Raw genomic sequence first — 16,858 nt, 5'->3', positions numbered from 1 at the left:
CAGACTGGACTTCCTCATTCCTTCCGAAAGATGTCCCGATAAGCCACCGCAGTTACACGGTTTCTTGCTTAACTGAAGACGGATGACTCGGGATTATTGGCGATCGAGATTCGATTCGCCGGTTGACCGAACTACTTCACGATATGGAGGTCGGGATCCATCCAGGAACAAGTGATCAGCCGTGGCAAGTTCCGTATCCCGGCCTAGGTAAGAGTTCCCCGCTCAATCTCTCTATTAATGCAAAAAAGGGGTGGAGACGCCAGATTCGTCGACGGGACATCCAATCTGTTACGAGTAAATCAACCCCCAGAGACCGGATGGAGCGATTCCTGAAGCTAGTGCGGAAAGACATCGAGATTATCGAACGGGATTCCGTTCAGCCGAACGCAATCATCGTCTGTATTCCGCAAGAAGTGATGGATGCGTGTACTCCAGAGAACCAGGACCATGCGCGAATCCAGTCAGAAGGTTCTGACCTGCGAAATCGAATCAAACTGATCGGGATGGAGGCTCGAATCCCCACACAGCTGATTAAGCCGTCCACACTTGCGATCCGTACTGACCGACAGCGAGCATCTCGGGCCTGGAACCTCACAGTTGGACTTCTATACAAGTCACAACGAGGGCATCCCTGGAAAACTCGGCAGATCGAAGATGGGCACTGTTACGCAGGGCTCTCGTTCTACAGGGAGCGAGACGAAGGAGATGATGTAATTCGAGCTGCTCTTGCTCACGTCTTTCACGGACGGGACCATATTATCCTTCAGAGCGATCCACTCCCGGATATCACCGAGGACGAGAATGGATCTCCCCACCTCTCATATGAGGCGGCTAAACAAGTAGGTGAGCAGATTCTGGAATACTACGAAGCTCAGAAAGGGACACGTCCCAGCCGGTTCGTCCTTCACAAGCCATCTGTCTTCTGGAAAGAAGAACGTGAAGGGTTGCTTGATGCCACGGACGGTGTTCGCGATTTAGACCTTGTATGGGTTCGTAGGCGGCCAAAGATCAGGTTGTTCCCGCCTACGGATTATCCCGCCATGCGGGGAACACTCCTGAGTGTCCCTGATGACGACGTCCACTATCTCTACACATCCGGATATGTCCCGGAAGAGACGACCTATCAGGGGAGTGGAGTACCATCACCGATTGAGATCCGGCCTGACAAGATTTGTGAGACACCCTCGTTAGAGATCTGTAAGGAGATTCTCTTTTTCACAAAACTCGACTGGAATACATCTGACTACGCAATTCGGATGCCAGCAACCGTGAGTGTTGCAAAGCGTGTCGGCACAATCCTCTCCGAAGTAGATACGGAGTCCATCTCAGAGGTTCGGCCGCAGTATTTCTACTATATGTGAATCGGTGAGTGAGAGGCTTATTCGTCCGAATCAGAGATCGAATCTAGTTGATAACCAGCAGACCGCAGAAATTCACGGAGATGCTCAACCTCCTGCTTCTCCTCAGGTGAACTCGTCCGGAGTAGTTCTTCAATTACCTGCTCTCCATCCTCATAGAGAGTAATTGATTCATTGAAGGGAGTGTTCTCAAGTGGATCTCGTCGCTCATCAACCACGATCGGCTGCCAGCCGCCCTGGTACTGGTATCGGTAGAGGGTGATAGTGCGGACGGGGTCTTCGTCCACGAAGAAGCTTGTTTGTTCGCGTTTGCTGGCGACCGCGGTCTTCCCGCTGTCGAGATCCGCAGCAAAGTCCTCGAAGTTGTGGAACTCAGCAGGAACCGGCCCATCGACGACGTGAGTGATAACGCCCGGCCAAGTAAACCCATAGACACGCTCGAAGAAGCTGACACCATTGTCGTCGGGAGAATCAAACACGAGGAGAAGATCGCCCAGCTGGAGTTCTGTACCGTCTACGCTAATATGCGATGAATATGGATAAGCGTCGCCGTCGTCGAGGACTTCAATATCCGGTTTCGACATATTGTCCGGGTCTAATTGGAGCTACAAAGAGATGGCTAATAGCTCGGGATTGAATGTGTGATTGGCCAGAAGGACAGTATCATAGTCGAACCTCAGGCTTGTTGCGCTCAACTCATCTTTAAAATACCAAATGACTAAGTCAACTGTCTGTATACATCGTGATAACCTACTGTGCGGGAAACTCAGGGGATCGGACATTTCATGATACAATTATGCCGATGATACGGGTACAGGACTGGACGAAAGAACAGCTAGAGGAGATCAAGGACGAAGAAGACCACACGTCCCTCGATTCAGTGATCAAAACGCTCCTCAAAGAACGCGCCAACGAATCCACCTCTACAAACGAATGAGCGATACGCCCACAACCACCGGCACGACGAATCGCCCGCCGAGTATTTTCGACTCCTGCGAACCTCGCCAGGACGTTCTCACCGGTGAACTCGCTGAGGACCAATTCGCGGCGAGCCTCGCGGACGTCGCCCACAGCGACGACGCTCCTGATGTCTACGCGGACCCTCGACTCTTCTTCGAGAAAACCTACCCCACTAGCGGTCTACAGGAGCTTCTCACGCGTCTCGCAACCCGTTTCGTCGGCGCACATAACGACGACTACACTGGCACAAACGGCATTCTCCGACTCGACACCAGCTTCGGTGGTGGGAAAACCCACAACCAGATCGCCGCGTATCACCTCGCAGAGTCACCGAGTGCTGTCCCCGACCTGTCTGACTTCATCCTCGACCAAGACATCGCCGATGAGTATACTGACGCCGCTGCACTCGGTCTCGACGTCAACTCGGCAGTCTTCGTGGGTACCCACGTCGACGCCGAGGACGCTCGCTCGAACTATGACGACCCTGACGCCCCCGCGACGAAGACGATGTGGGGCGAAATGGCCTACCAGTTGTTCGGGCGGGAAGGCTACGAGTTCCTGCGCGAAAACGACGAAAACCGAACGCCTCCAGGAACGACCAAACTCGAGCGGCTCTTCGAGCGGAACGACAATCCGTCGCTCATCCTCATCGACGAGATCGCCGCATATCTCGAGCAAGCTGCCGCTGTCGAAATCGGGGATTCGACGCTCGCAAAGCAGACGAATACCTTCCTGATGTCGCTGCTGTCCGCGACGCAGAACAACGACAAGGTCACTGTTGTCCTCAGTATCGCGGACACCGCCTTCGCCGACCAAGCCGAAGACGTCCGTGGTCTCGTCTCCGAGACCATCTCTGAGTTCAACAGTATCAGCGACCGGGTTGAGGGTTCCATCACACCGACCGAGGACAACGAAATTGCGGCTGTCCTGCGGCACCGCTTGTTCGAGAGCGTCGCGGAAGATGGGCGCGATACGACTGTTGATGCCTATATGTCCCTCTACACGGGTGATCGTGACTCCTTCCCCGATAGTGCGACTAACCCGGAACACCGAGATCGCCTCGAAGACAGCTACCCGGTTCATCCGACGGTCATCGATACACTCACTGAGGAACTGGACTCCCTCCCATCGTTCCAGCGGACTCGTGGCGCACTCAAGCTCCTCTCCCGCGCAGTCTACCGCCTCTGGCAGCACCAGAGCGACTACCAAGAACGCCATTTCGTCCGTCTGTTCGATATGCATCCCTCCGATGGGGACGTTCGTTCGACGCTTCTCCGGCTGTTCTCGTCGGTGGACATGGACTTCGAGGCCGCGATCAAGGCCGACATCTTCTCGGAAGATGGCACGGCAAACGCAGAGGAAGAGGACCGGAATTGGGTCAAGAACGGACACCCACCGCTCGGAACACATCTGACGACGTCGATCCTCTGGAAAAGTATAGTGAAGGGGGCCGACGGGCGCGGCACTACACGCCGCCCCCTCCGGCACGCGATTGCCAACACCGAAGTCGAGCTAGCGCACTACGACGACGCGCTCAATAATCTCCTTGGAGAGGGACGCCGGTCTGCGTGTTTCTACCTCCACGGAGACAACGGTGAGAAGATCCAGTTCAAATCAGAGCCGAACCTCACGAAACTCATCGATTCCGTCGTCGAACAGCTACAAGACGGACTCGCTCGTCGGCATCTCGAGGAAGCCCTCGACGAGGCGCTCGGTCAGGGTAGTCTGAACGTGATTGTCGGACCGGAGGAGCCACACGAGATCCCGGACACGGCCGACGAAGCGCATCTGTGCGTGATGGACTTTGATACGGTCACCATCACGGACTACGAGACCGTCCCCGAGGCAATCCAAACGCTGTTCAAGAATACAGCATCGTCGAGTGGCGGGCAGAAGACGCCACGGGTGTTCAAGAACAACGTCGTCTTCCTCGCGGCGAGCGCGAACGACGTGACCGACGCGAAACGGACTGCAGAGCGCGTCGCTGCCATCAAACACATCCAGAATAATCTCGGCGACCAGTACGAGCTCAACACCGAACAGCAGGACAAGCTCGGTGAACGCCTCGATAGCGCGAAGGGCACGCTCGATCAGGACATCAAAAAGGCGTATACGCACCTCTACTTCCCGACTGGAGATGGCCTAGCGCATCGGAACGTCACGACGGACAGCACTATCCATCAGAGTGTCATCGAGAAGCTCGATGAGGCAGGCGCAATCATCCCCGAAGGAGAGGATGCCTACGGTGTTGATTGGTTCGAGGCGACGATCTGGAACGTCGGATCGACCTCGATGACGACCCGAGCGATCGAAGAACAGTTCGGGAAGCGCCAGGATGCGGAGATACTCCTGTCACCGATTCCCCTTCGAAAGACGATCGCCCAGCTCGTCCGAGAAGACGGGTACGCCTACTGGGACGAGGAGCAGAAGACCGGGTACTACACACCCGAAACCACGCTCACGGCGACCGATCACGAACTCGATGACGCGAAGAATCTGCACGCAGGCCTCAGCTATCAGGACGTAAAGCTCTCGCAGTCGCACACACTCTATACCTCGCTCGAGGAGCTGGTCGACGACGTCGGAAGTGAGATCGACTGGGAGGAACCTGACGAAGATGAAGAGCAAGAAGACGAGACTACTGACGACGAGGATGAGCCCACTGGCGGGGGTAGCGGCGGTGGTTCAGGTGGTGATGACGAGCCTGAGCCGTTCAGTAAACTTATCGAGGTTCGCACCTCCGAGCCCGCACACGTCTCTCGGGCCCTGCAGGAAATGCGGGCTGACATCGCGGATGAGCTTACCAGCGCTCGCGAGGAATACGACGGACACCCTGACGAACTGACGCCCATCGTCGAAGGCGTCTGGATCCATCTGGACGGGGCCGATGCGTGGAAAGGTGCGTGGTTCACTGCGAACAAACTCAGCAACGACGAGGACTTCGCAGAGGACACGACGATGGACTTCGATTATGAGGCCAACGACGGAGCCGACTCGAAATCGGAGTTCGAAGTCGATTTCAATGGACGCCCTGAGGTCTTCGCGAGCCACCTCAGATTCAACATGGAGCCGGAAGATCTCGCGAATCCGGATGGCGGTCGCACCGCTGAAGCCGAGTTCGCGATTGAGTTCGACGAGGGGGATGACCGCCTCTATGGCGACACGTTCGACGCCCTGGACGAACTCCTCGCGGTCGACAACGCATTCACCGTCACGATGCACACGCAGATCCGTGTGATTGAATCCAGCGAGGTGACCCAAGTATGAGCCAGGGCATCGCCGAGGGGAATTCGTTCGCCTTCACCACCGGCGCGTACGGGAATCGGCCGACGTTCGTGTTGACGCGTGATCGGGTCGACGACCAGCACGAAATCACGCTCTACGAGCTGGCGCCCCGGGATATCGCGACGGCCCGACGAGAACGGTTTGAGAGAGCTCAAAAAGCAGTAAGCGTCTCAGTACGCGAACTGGAGGAGGCCATTATCGGCGACCGTTCCCCGTCCGAACTCCCCGGGGCAGAGGACGCAGCGTACGATTGGGATGACTGGTGTGCGATTCGTATCGCAACGTTACGCGGCGGGGCGTTCAACGAGGTGAGCTTCCTCATCGAATCCACCTTCCGTGAGCTGAGTCTTGATCCCGAGACCGTCTGTACAGGAGACCCAGCAAGCGTGAGTCTCCCCGAAGGGGCCGGTGTTCGACTCTCGATCGCGTTCCGTGCGATGAAGCCGATGCGACGTCGAGACCGTCTCCGAGAAGTCGCAAAGGGAATCGACCAGATGAGCCTGGGTGAATGCTACTACTGGCACGCCAAGGCTCGGTCGCCGTCCTCGCCCAGCGGTACGAAAGCACTCCGGGTCCTACTCGCCGATCACATCTAAAGCTACCAATGTCTGAGAAATCATTCCTAGACGAAGCAGAGGTTCCTGAGAACGTTGCAATCGAGTCGAAACTTCCCCTCAATGCAATCGACATTGAGAGTCAGAAAGATATGGAATCCGGGCGTTATCACGCTCTTCGGAGCCTCCATAAGTGGTTTGCTGCACGACCTACCCCAGCAGTCAGACTAGCCGTATTGGCCTCTGTGTACCCCGGGGAAATCGACTCTGACGAACTTCTCCGTCTTATGAAAATTGGGCCGAAGGAGCTGGACACTGGTATTGCCGACTATGTCGAGAAGAAGTTTACCGAGAAGAAGGGCAGCGGCACTCTCGACGACCATTACGGATATCCGAACCCCAATACGCAGTCTCCGACGGACACCGAGATCGAGAAGCTCCAGTCGAAGCTCCGAGAGGCGTGGGGTGGAGAGCTCCCCACAATCCTTGATCCAACCGCAGGGCGCGGCATAATCCCGTTTGAGGCCATTCGATATGGAATTCCGGCGAAAGCAAACGAGTTGAATCCTGTTCCTGCACTTATCCTTAAGGCAGGACTAGAGTACGCACCCGAGGTCGGATCACTTGACCCGGATATCCGAGAATGGCGGGACAAAATCCTCGAAACCGCCAGAGAAAATATCGAGCCCTACTATCCCACCGAAGAGCCTGGTCGCCAGATTCTCAATTCGGCGATGACGTATATCATTCAATGCGATTCATGTGGGGGAGAGATACCGCTAGTCTCCAAATGGTGGCTGAATAAGGAATCGGAGGGTGGAGATGCTGTTAAGCCGGTATATGAGGATGGAACGGTAGAATACACCCACGTTCGAGTCGAGAACGAGCCAGGGTATGACCCAGAAGAAGCGCCTCTGAGGGGACGGAGCGCCGAATGCCCCCACTGTGACGTCGTAAACGAGAAAGAAGACATTCGGCAGAAAATCCACGACGGTGAATTCGAGTTCAGTATCTATGGAGTGAATTATGAGACTGAAAACGGGGACCGTGCTTATCGTGCTGGTGGAGAGATTGACCAAAAGGGGATGCAGAAGGCGGCAGAACGGGTCGAAAGCGACTTCGATTTGCTCACTTTCCTAAGTGAACCAATTGACGTGAGCAGTCGTACTAACGACCCGACAAGTTATGGGATGGACGAGTGGCGGGACATCTTCACCCCTCGTCAACTGGTCGTACAGTACGAATTCTTGAGCGCCTTTAACGAGGAAAAATCTGATATCCTGGCAAAGTACGATAGTGATACTGCGGAGGCTATGCTAACCGTTCTGACTTTAGCTGCGAGCCGATCTATGAATTATAATACTCGGCTGAATCAATGGAGGGATCTTTTCGGATACGGGAGCCATCTCTTCACGGACAACAATCTGAGCCTGAAGAGAATGTCTGTTGACAATAATCTAGCAGCGCCTCGCCGCGGGTATCGGAAGCACTCCGACCATGTTATTGATTCATATGAAAAATTAGTATCATATCTGCCGGAGTCTGAGGGAGCAGATTTAGCAAATATTGATGCTGCTGATTTGAGTTCTAAGTGGGAAGCAGAGAGTGTTGATGCGGCAATTGTCGATCCACCGTACTATAGCAGCATTATGTACGCAGAACTCTCAGATGTGTTCTACGTTACGCAGAAAGAATATCTGGAAGACATCCATCCCGACATTTACAGCTCAAGTCTAACGGACAAGGATAACGAGGCCGTTGCGAACCCTTATCGATTCGAGGAGATCGCAGACGACGAACAGTCTAAGGATGATCTCGCCGACCAGCATTACGAGAGTAAGATGGAGGAGATTTTCGCAGAGGTTCAGAAACTCCTCAGCTCCGGTGGGGTGATGACTGTGATGTTCACTCACCGAGAAATGGATGCTTGGGACACCCTCACCTCTGCGCTCATCAGTGCTGGATTTACTATTACGGCAACACATCCTATCAAGACAGAGATGTCGGATCGGATTGGCGTACAAGGTAAAGCAAGTGCGGATAGCTCCATCTTCCTAGTGGCTCGTAAACAGGATACGAAGTCGTCAGAACGGACACTTTGGGAGGATGTCCAAGATGGGATCCGACAAGCAGCACGTAACCAAGCCGAGGAAATTCTTGATTCTGGATATAACATCTCAAAAACTGACACGGCAATTGCTGCATATGGTCCAACGCTTCAGAAATACGCGGAAGCTTTCCCGGTAGTGAATAAGAAAGGGGAAGAGATTCGCCCCCGAGAAGCTCTTAGTCAGGCGCGGGAAGCTGTAACGGGTGTTCTTGCAGAACGCTTCCTTAAGACCGAGGGCCTCGAACAACTCGATTCCCTAACACGCTGGTACATTCTCTCTTGGCTAATCTACGAGAACGATACGATCCCCTATGACGAGGCACGGCAGCTCGGTGTCGCAGCAAACGTAGATATTGACAATATCAAGCGTACGACGAAAATCTGGGGAAAGAGTAAGAAGGACATTGTCCTGAAAGACCACAACGACCGAGTGCAAGACATCGTCCTGCTGAAGAGTGATAGCGCCGACAACCCCTCGTCTCGCAAGTACCCTGTAAACCCGACCGATACACGGTTTACTTACACAATCGATACGGTTCACACAGCGATCCACGTATATGAACGAGAAGGTCCTCGATCTGCGTGGGATTGGCTTTCCGACAGGGATCTCAAGTCGAATCAGGAGTTTGAAGCCACGGTTACGGCCCTGTTGGAGGTTCTCCCCAGCGATTCGGATATGCGAGAGACTCTCGTGAACCTTGTCTCCGGTGAAACCGGGGATTATCTGGACATCAATCTTGACCACATCGATATGTCCGGCGAAGAGAGGCAAACCGAACTCGGAGACCATCAGTAATGTCGCTACAGGACGTCTCGTGGGAGCCGGTCTATGAGAGCGAGTTCCGGACCAACCGGACGCTCATGGAGACGTTCTACCGGCCATTCCTCAACGAGGTCATCCGCTACGACCGGCTCGCCGGCTATCTGAGTTTACGTAGTCTGGCGCACGCTCTCGAAGGGGTTGACTCCCTCCTCGAGACTGATGGAACAGTACGTGTTATCGCTGGAGCCGACCTCCAGAAGCGCGAGAAGGGAGCGATGTTCCCTGATGCAGATGAACCCCTGGAACCGTGGGTTGAGTCCCAGCTCACCATCATCGCGACCCTCCTCGATCGCGGCGACCTCCAAATCAAGGTCGGCGACCCCAAAGGCGGCGACGGGCTCTTCCACCCGAAGCTCGGCATCGGTGTCGATCGCGAGGGCAACAAGATCAGCTTCGAGGGGAGTATCAACGAGACGCTCAGTGCGTGGCAGTACAACTACGAACGCTTCAAAGTTCATCGCTCCTGGAGCCGCGGCGAAGCGAAGTACGTCGAGGAAGACGTCTCGACGTTCAACGCACTCTGGAACGGCTTCCACCCCTCCGTCGATGTCTTCGAGCTCGACGAAGCAGCACGCCAAGACCTCATCGACTGGAAGGACACCGATGGGACGCTCGAGGAACACGTCGAGCGGGTCCAGAATCACGATCCCCAGACGACGGTGCCCGAAGACGATACCGCCGGCGTCGTCTCAATCGCCGGGCGAACACCGGGAGGGATCCATCTCGCAGAGGAGATCAGCACTGTCACGCCTTGGCCCCACCAACGAACGATCTCCGATACCGCGGTCAGTATCTACCCGAACAACCTCCTGTTCTGTGACGAGGTGGGCCTCGGCAAAACGATCGAGGCAGGCCTGACCCTCTCACGGCTGATGCAGGTCGGAGAGGCTGACCAGGCGCTGTTTCTGGTTCCTGCAGGGTTGGTTCAGCAGTGGCAAAACGAACTCCTCGACCGTTTCAATATCCACGCCTACTATCACGAACGGTCCTACGACGGCGATTACATGATCGGTCCTCTCGGAGACGCAGAGGATCATCGCATCCCCACATCCGGAGCGGTTGACGCCGACGCGTGGGAGAATACGCCGATTGGTTCATTCGTTACGGAGAGGGACGAGCCAACCGTCGTAATCGAGTCGTGGCATACCGCCCGTCGCGAAGGTAATCAGGCACACGTCGCCCCCCGTATCGACGAGAACGTGTGGGATCTCACGGTCGTCGACGAGGCACACAGTGCTCGCGAGGAGACGAAACTCTATGACCTACTCGGACAGGCCGAAGAGGCCTCCCGGTGTCTCTACGCTCTCACAGCGACGCCTATGCAGCTGAATGTTGGCGAACTCTACGATCTCCTTCGACTGTGCGATCTCCCAGAGGGTTGGGACGACAAGGACCGATTCGTCGAGTTCTTCGAAACGCGGCAGGCACTCGAAGATAGCCTCAGTACAGTCGGCTCTCGCTATCAGAATGTAGCTGATGGACAGCAACAAGTCCTCCAGCAGTTCCAGAAAGAGCTCGATCTGGAGGAGGACGAAGGCCGACCAAGAATCGAACGGTTCGGGAAGCTCATTCACGAACATCTCACGTCGAATCCCGGTTACGACGAGCAGGCGAAGGCGCTAGTCGAAACGACGGACACGGAGTCGATTCAACAGCGAAAAGCCCTCGAGAAACTCGTCGGGGTGCGCGAAACCTCACCCCGCTTTGACGATCCGCGCTCGCTCATTTTCGACTGTGGGCCAACGGAGTGGAGCGCACTAGTGGAGGCTTCTCAGTGGGCGACACCGGTTCAGTCCCGCATCTTCCGGAATACTCGAGCGGTCTTGGAGCAGTGTCAGGACCTCGGATTGCTCGCCGATACAGTTCCGACTCGAGATGTCGAGACAAAACGTATCGAACTGGGTGACGCAGCCCCGCTGTACGATCAGGTAGAGCAGTATATTGATGAGACGTACAAGCAGTCGCAAAAAGTCCTGACAGGGAAAGAGAAGCTCGCGTTGGGCTTCGTGATGACCACGTATCGCCAGCGTCTGACGAGCAGTCTCCACGCCATCAAGCAGAGCCTCCAGCGCCGGATGGAGAAGCTCGACGAGAAGGTGGAGGACATGACCGAGGAAGTCTCCGAGCTTAGTAGGGACGCCGGAGTGACGGAGGCGACCATTGACGAGGCGATCGGCCAAGCATCCCTCGACGCCTATCAGCCGAGTAGTCGTGGCGCGGCTGACGTGATTCAGGCGGAGCGGACGGCCCTCCAAGAGTTCGTGGACGATCTCAGGCAGGCCCACACCGACCCGAAGGTAGCGCAGCTGCGCCGTGACATTCGTTCACTCCGTCAAAGCGCCCGAGATAACATCATCATCTTCACGCAGTATCACGACACCCTCGAGCATATCCGTGAGACCCTGACAGACACACACCCGAACGTCGGTACGTACAGTGGGGGTGGTGGGATGCAGTACGACGAAACAACCGGAGAATGGGTGAACGTCGGTAAAGAGGCGATCAAGCGCGATTTTACTGACGGCGATACCAATATCCTAATCTGTACAGACAGCGCGAGTGAGGGGCTGAACCTCCAAACTGCGGATGCGCTGATCAATTTCGACCTGCCGTGGAATCCGATGCGGGTTGAACAACGCATCGGTCGAATCGACCGTATTGGCCAAAAGAACGAGGTCGTGAAGATCATCAACTACGCCTACAAGGACAGCATCGACGGCGACATCTACGAGGAACTGGAGGGACGGTTACAGCTGTTCGAGAACGTGGTTGGCCCGATGCGTCCAGTACTGAACAGCATCGAGCAGGACATCAAAGACGCCGTTATGGGTAGTTCCGAGTCGGATGACACCAGAGAGCCCAGTGAGCAAGTCGTCGAAGAAGCGGACTCACGGGCAAAACGGGCTCAGGAGAAAGCCGAGGAGACCGGGCTAGCAGGTGAACCGGAAGAGGTAACGACGAAAGAGGCGATTATCGAGAGTTCCGGACTTGACGGGTGGGAACCCTATTGCTATCCCGCATTCGATGAAATCGGGACCGGTGATCGGTCGTATGAACCGTTGGTGAGCTTGGAGACGGTCGAGACACAGCTTACGCAAAGCGACCGCCTCGAAGAGACAGAATGGTCGTTTACTGCCCTCCGGAACCATGACCGCGCCGACGACTTCGAAGATATCGTCGACGATGCATACGTTCTGGAACTACCAGAGGAGGGTGCAGTAGCAATGCCGGAGTCGCTCGGAGAGACAGCTCAGGCAGAGCTTGGAGGGGGTAGCGGTATTGTCGTGACGTTCAACCCAGAGATTGCTGAGCAGTTCCCGTCGGTTCGGCTGCTCCTACCTGGAGATCCACTATTCGAAGCGCTCGTCCGCGAAGCGGCCCCAGCAGAAGTCGATAATGTGGAGTTCGTCTGTGGTCAGCGTGGAGAAAGTGGATCGTCTGTTACCCGAAGTAGTCAGGTCGCCGAAGCCAAACAAGCGACTGTTGTAGAACCAGCTGTAACGAGTGAGAGTGTGAAAAATCTCCTCGGTGGGACGAACTCGGTTTCAGATATCGACGATGCTGAGCAAACTGTCCTGACCTGGTTATCCCAGCTTCCAGCTGCAGAGTAGAGGCACTTTCCAGAAGCGGAAGGCTTTCCGGAAGTTCCCGGAAGGACGAATCTTCCACAAACAAAACCGCCTGACTGCGCCGTAATTGAGGTAGCTATGAGGCCATCAAATAGCGTATTTCCGGAAGCAACCCGGTCACGTTTTTAGGACTAGCCAGAAAACCAGTCTATCAAGTAAATATGATCCGCGATGCTCGCGTTCTCCGCGCCGGGTTCGTCCCTCGGGAAGTTGAGCATCGCGACGCCGAAGTCAACCACCTCTCTAGCGTCCTCGAGCCCATCACGAACGGTGAACCCGCCGACACGGCCATCGTCACCGGACCCAGCGGCGCCGGCAAGACGTGCATCTCGCAATTCGTCACCGAACGCCTGCGTGAGGAAGTCCTCGACGTCGAAACCACCTACGTCAACTGCTGGCGTAACTACACCCGATTCCGGACGCTCTACCAGATCCTCGACGACCTCGGCGCCACTATCGACATCCACCGGCAGTCGACGCCCCACGACGAACTCGTCGATCGCCTCCAACAGCATGACGGCCCCCGAACGGTCGTCATCCTCGACGAGGTCGACCAACTGGAGGACCCCAGTGTCATCTACGACCTCCACAGCCTCCCGCAGTTCGCAATCATTTGCATTGCGAACAAGGAAGAGGAGCTGTTCAGCCGCGTCGACGACCGCCTCGTGAGCCGGCTGCGCTCCAGCGAGCACGTCCGGATGGACAAGTACCACGACGAGCAGCTGTACGACATCTTGAGTGCGCGGGCGAAGTGGGGGCTCGACGAGGACGTCATCACCGACGACCAGCTCTATCGAATCGCCGACGCCGCCGCCGGCGACGCCCGCCTCGCAATCGGCATCCTCCGAACGGCCGCCGGCAAAGCAGATCGCGAGAACCACGAGCGCATCACCGACGACATTCTCCTGAACGCCGCGGAGGATGCCAGAGCCCAGATTAAGCAGAAGAGCCTCGATTCACTCACGCCGCACCAGCGAGTCGTCTACGACATCGTTCGCGAACACGGCCCGATCGGGCCGAGCGAGATTCACGAGCGTTACTCCGAGGATGTTGACGACCCACGGACGAAACGGACGGTCCGCACGTACCTCTCGAAGATGGAGCAGTACAACCTCCTCGAAGCGGAGGGGACGAGTCGGGATCGGGAGTACTCGCTCGTTGATTCGGCAGCGGCGTCGCCGATGCAGTAACCGTGACCCCGTCAGCTATCAGGAACTGAACTCGCCGAGTCCCGATTGCTCGTGGTCCAGCGGCTCGATGACCTGGGCATCGTCGTTGCCGGGATTGTTGACCCGCGTCGAAATCTCGTAGGCGTCTAGATCGTCCTTCGGGTACGGCTGGCATAGGTCCTTGCGGGTGTCGGGATCTGCGGTGAGCCAGTCGGACTCCGCGTCCTGCGGAAGGACGACCGGCATCCGGTCGTGGATGGAGCTCATCAGGTCGTTCGGCTCCGTTGTGAGAATCGTAACGCACGAGATCGTCTCGTCGTTGCCCTCCCAGACGTCCCAGAGCCCGGCCATCGCGAACGCGGGGTCGTCCTCGCGGTAAATCCGGTAGGGCTGTTTCGCCCCGCCGTCTGGCGCTTTCCACTCGTAGAACCCTGACGAGGGGACGAGGCAGGGACGTGATTCCCACGCTTGCTCGAAGACACGTTTCTCGTCGGCAGTCTCGGAGCGAGCGTTGATGATTCCCTCCTCGGATTCGTCCGCCCAGAACGGAATCAGCCCCCAGTGGTAGGCGTCGATCTCGTCTGGAGCCTCGTTCGTGATGATGTGTAGGTCGTCGCCAGGCGCGATGTTGTATCGGGGTGTGTACCCGCCGTCCGTGACGACCTCGGCGTCAAAGCGAGCCTCGAGGTCAGCCTGGTCGATGAAGAGCGAATTTCGGCCACACATACATCTGGGTCCGACCGGGACAGGCTTCAACGTATCTCGAAATGTGATGAGCGGGTGCTGTTGCTCCGTCGTTTGATTGTAAATTTGGGATCAATCGGTGAGTACAGGGGAGAACATTGAATGGGTGGATGTCCGGTGTTTGAGGATGTGGAGAGAGGGAAACGCGTGTCGGTAGACTTCCAACACGACGATCTCGTCGCCGTCGATGACTATAATCTGCTAATCAGCCTCGACCGCCGATGGTGTACCCTTTCCCTTTGGCCATCGCTACTTCCGCCTCTAACTGCTTGCGGATGTCATCGAACGTCGCAATGACTTCGTGGGTCATTTCGAACACAGACGTAGAAACAAGCGACCACGTGACTTCTTCCTGATTTAGTAGCAGAGCCTCGGTGACCTCGGCGAGCATCAACACAGTGAATTGCGCGGGGTCTGTGAACCCGACATTCGTCGGGCCAGTCGCCATCACTTCCGTCTGAGTATTGGGGGTTAACCCCATCCGGTACAGGGTACCTTTCGCACCGCCGTGGATAGTATCACTTGCGAAGGCGAAGTAGGGTTCGTACCTGTCCAGTCCGACATCTTCGGCAACCGTGCGTCTGGAGGGGTTCTCATCTAACTCCACGTGCGCCCATCCATAGGATTGCTTGAACGCACCCCCATACTGGTCCACCATCTGCTCCAATCGTTCCTCGATATCTTCCATTTCCTCGTCTGAAAACGATTTAACCCCGAGTTCCTCGTGATGTTTCTGAAGAAGTTCGGCTTCAAAGTAGTCGTCGACGATTTTGTGGTGGAGGAATCGGTCTGCAGTATCCTTGCCGTGCTTTGAGATGAATTGGGCAGAGATTGCGATCTCGTAGAGTGCGCGCCACCGTGAAAATGCGCCGTCGGCGTATCCAGCTCGTATCAACGCCAGCACTTCGCGTGACACCTGACAAGCCCGTGCGTGAAGCCGGAATAGCGCGGAGAAGAGTGGGTCTGTGTCAGATAATTCGTCATCCTCGATTAGGTGTTGTTTGAACGTGGAACCTGCCTCGTGGTTCAGCAGGATGAAGAACTCGAGGTTGTCGAAGGCTTGTCCCCATCGTTGGTGTAGGCGCGTTTCGAATCCTTCCCGGGTAGCGGCCTCATCGTCCATCACGGATGGGTATTTTACCGCGTATTCGGCGAGGAGTTCGTCACTATACTCGAATACCAAGTCTGCTATCTCGTCTGTGTCGGCGGCGATGTCTTCGGGGTCGATGCTTAATGCGTTCTCAACGGCCTCCTCAAACCAGTTCGTGTCCTCCGCGTCGCTCATACTGGCGTTCTTGACAGTCTGGGCAAGTAATGCTTCTCACGGCTTCACAGCCTTGTAGAATTAAGGACTCTGGAAAAGAAGAACCCCTGTTGGTGTTAGTCGTCGGTGAGCAAGCCTACTTCCCGGCTATTTCACCGCAGATGGTGTGTGACCAAGAGGATTTCCACAGAGCCGAAAAGGCTCTGAATCGACCGATTAGAGCTCGGTCGGGGGCAGAAGCTCACAGAGGACAGCTGCTTGCTCAAGAAGTGCGTCGAAGAGCCGTTCAGTCGGTCGATACAGCGCGTGATACTCATCAACAGAATATGGCATTTTCTCATCATCTGTGTGTGAGAGAAATCCGCTTTCGAGAAGCGGAGCAAGGGTAGTATCCAGCGCAGTTCCGGAACGACCAGATTCGACTTCGAGTGTATGTCGAGAGAACTCAGAAAGGAACCGTGTACAGCAACTCAGGACGTGAGCACGTCGATCAGCGAATAGTTCGTTGAGCGCAGTACGATGGGTGCGTGTCCAGTACTCGTCGAGTTTGACGTATGTGCGAACGATAGGGGAAAGCTCGTTCAAGGAACCAGTAGCGTGGACGATTCCAAGGTCGTTGAGCGCATGTTGGTCTTTGGTGTCCAGAGACTCGCCGAGGGGATGGAGAACAGTTTGAAGCGCCTCGTGGTACCGCGAAGTGAGGAATTCCCCGGCAACAACGTGGGCGTTCACGATATTTCGAGTTGGGTGCATTGACTCGTGGTGGTCGGGGTTTCGGTGGTCAACGTGGGTTCGTGGATAGCTCATAGAGCACCTCTTCCAACGTGGCGTTGAGCATTAACATTCCGAGCAGTCAGGCTCGAGACTGCAGCTGGGTAGGTTTAACCAACACACCGCCGTCAATACGGCCGGGTGTTGGTTAACACGAAGTACGCTCGATTCAGGAACTATTCTCGGAAACA

General features: G+C 55.9%; 11 protein-coding genes. 7 read left to right on the top strand and 4 right to left on the bottom strand.

Going from position 1 to position 16,858, the window contains the following annotated elements:
• Positions 1-317: 317 nt before the first annotated feature.
• Complete coding sequence (locus tag C486_RS18185; protein ID WP_008458795.1) at positions 318-1,361, top strand: argonaute/piwi family protein; 1,044 nt, start codon at positions 318-320, stop codon at positions 1,359-1,361.
• Positions 1,362-1,378: 17 nt separating this feature from the next.
• Here the strand turns inward: C486_RS18185 and C486_RS18180 are convergent, their stop codons facing one another.
• Entirely contained in the window at positions 1,379-1,942 is a 564-nt protein-coding gene (locus C486_RS18180; protein ID WP_008458794.1) for a hypothetical protein, read from the bottom strand.
• 218 nt (positions 1,943-2,160) lie between these two features.
• Here C486_RS18180 and C486_RS22630 point away from each other — a divergent pair, with 218 nt between their 5' ends.
• From C486_RS22630 to C486_RS18155, 6 genes are all read left to right on the top strand, one after another.
• Positions 2,161-2,295, top strand: a complete 135-nt coding sequence (locus C486_RS22630) for a hypothetical protein (RefSeq protein WP_275039797.1) — start codon at positions 2,161-2,163, stop codon at positions 2,293-2,295.
• On the top strand, positions 2,292-5,585 hold the full coding sequence (locus tag C486_RS18175) for an ATP-binding protein (RefSeq protein WP_008458790.1): 3,294 nt from the start codon (positions 2,292-2,294) through the stop codon (positions 5,583-5,585). Before C486_RS22630 ends, C486_RS18175 begins: the two co-directional genes overlap by 4 nt.
• Positions 5,582-6,199 carry a DUF7680 family protein gene (locus C486_RS18170; RefSeq protein ID WP_008458789.1) on the top strand — a complete coding sequence of 206 codons (618 nt, stop codon included), beginning with the start codon at positions 5,582-5,584 and terminating at the stop codon, positions 6,197-6,199. The genes C486_RS18175 and C486_RS18170 overlap by 4 nt, the downstream gene beginning before the upstream one ends.
• 8 nt (positions 6,200-6,207) lie before the next feature.
• Positions 6,208-9,063 carry a DUF1156 domain-containing protein gene (locus C486_RS18165; protein ID WP_008458788.1) on the top strand — a complete coding sequence of 952 codons (2,856 nt, stop codon included), beginning with the start codon at positions 6,208-6,210 and terminating at the stop codon, positions 9,061-9,063.
• On the top strand, positions 9,063-12,701 hold the full coding sequence (locus C486_RS18160; RefSeq protein ID WP_008458787.1) for a DEAD/DEAH box helicase: 3,639 nt from the start codon (positions 9,063-9,065) through the stop codon (positions 12,699-12,701). Before C486_RS18165 ends, C486_RS18160 begins: the two co-directional genes overlap by 1 nt.
• A gap of 179 nt (positions 12,702-12,880) precedes the next feature.
• Positions 12,881-13,909 (top strand): Cdc6/Cdc18 family protein, encoded by a 1,029-nt coding sequence (locus C486_RS18155; protein ID WP_008458786.1) that lies wholly within the window; start codon positions 12,881-12,883, stop codon positions 13,907-13,909.
• Between the two features lie 18 nt (positions 13,910-13,927).
• On the opposite strand, the gene C486_RS18150 is transcribed toward C486_RS18155, so the two are convergent.
• The 3 genes from C486_RS18150 to C486_RS21965 form a co-directional block, all read right to left on the bottom strand.
• Entirely contained in the window at positions 13,928-14,614 is a 687-nt protein-coding gene (locus C486_RS18150) for an SOS response-associated peptidase (RefSeq protein WP_008458785.1), read from the bottom strand.
• Positions 14,615-14,837: 223 nt separating this feature from the next.
• Positions 14,838-15,917 (bottom strand): DUF5677 domain-containing protein, encoded by a 1,080-nt coding sequence (locus tag C486_RS18145; RefSeq protein ID WP_008458784.1) that lies wholly within the window; start codon positions 15,915-15,917, stop codon positions 14,838-14,840.
• Positions 15,918-16,112: 195 nt separating this feature from the next.
• On the bottom strand, positions 16,113-16,703 hold the full coding sequence (locus C486_RS21965) for a hypothetical protein (protein ID WP_193787483.1): 591 nt from the start codon (positions 16,701-16,703) through the stop codon (positions 16,113-16,115).
• Positions 16,704-16,858: the final 155 nt, after the last annotated feature.

It is taken from the genome of Natrinema gari JCM 14663 (assembly GCF_000337175.1).
GTDB classification, from domain to species: domain Archaea; phylum Halobacteriota; class Halobacteria; order Halobacteriales; family Natrialbaceae; genus Natrinema; species Natrinema gari.
The sequence above is the reverse complement of the archived record's forward strand: the minus strand, read 5'-3'. Positions and strand labels throughout refer to the sequence as shown.

What these genes read in the sequence shown, in the direction of transcription:
- C486_RS18185 (WP_008458795.1), top strand. Translation starts at nt 318, where the DNA reads ATGGAGCGATTCCTGAAGCTAGTGCGGAAAGACATCGAGATTATCGAA.
- C486_RS18180 (WP_008458794.1), bottom strand. Translation starts at nt 1,942, where the DNA reads ATGTCGAAACCGGATATTGAAGTCCTCGACGACGGCGACGCTTATCCA.
- C486_RS22630 (WP_275039797.1), top strand. Translation starts at nt 2,161, where the DNA reads ATGATACGGGTACAGGACTGGACGAAAGAACAGCTAGAGGAGATCAAG.
- C486_RS18175 (WP_008458790.1), top strand. Translation starts at nt 2,292, where the DNA reads ATGAGCGATACGCCCACAACCACCGGCACGACGAATCGCCCGCCGAGT.
- C486_RS18170 (WP_008458789.1), top strand. Translation starts at nt 5,582, where the DNA reads ATGAGCCAGGGCATCGCCGAGGGGAATTCGTTCGCCTTCACCACCGGC.
- C486_RS18165 (WP_008458788.1), top strand. Translation starts at nt 6,208, where the DNA reads ATGTCTGAGAAATCATTCCTAGACGAAGCAGAGGTTCCTGAGAACGTT.
- C486_RS18160 (WP_008458787.1), top strand. Translation starts at nt 9,063, where the DNA reads ATGTCGCTACAGGACGTCTCGTGGGAGCCGGTCTATGAGAGCGAGTTC.
- C486_RS18155 (WP_008458786.1), top strand. Translation starts at nt 12,881, where the DNA reads ATGATCCGCGATGCTCGCGTTCTCCGCGCCGGGTTCGTCCCTCGGGAA.
- C486_RS18150 (WP_008458785.1), bottom strand. Translation starts at nt 14,614, where the DNA reads ATGTGTGGCCGAAATTCGCTCTTCATCGACCAGGCTGACCTCGAGGCT.
- C486_RS18145 (WP_008458784.1), bottom strand. Translation starts at nt 15,917, where the DNA reads ATGAGCGACGCGGAGGACACGAACTGGTTTGAGGAGGCCGTTGAGAAC.
- C486_RS21965 (WP_193787483.1), bottom strand. Translation starts at nt 16,703, where the DNA reads ATGAGCTATCCACGAACCCACGTTGACCACCGAAACCCCGACCACCAC.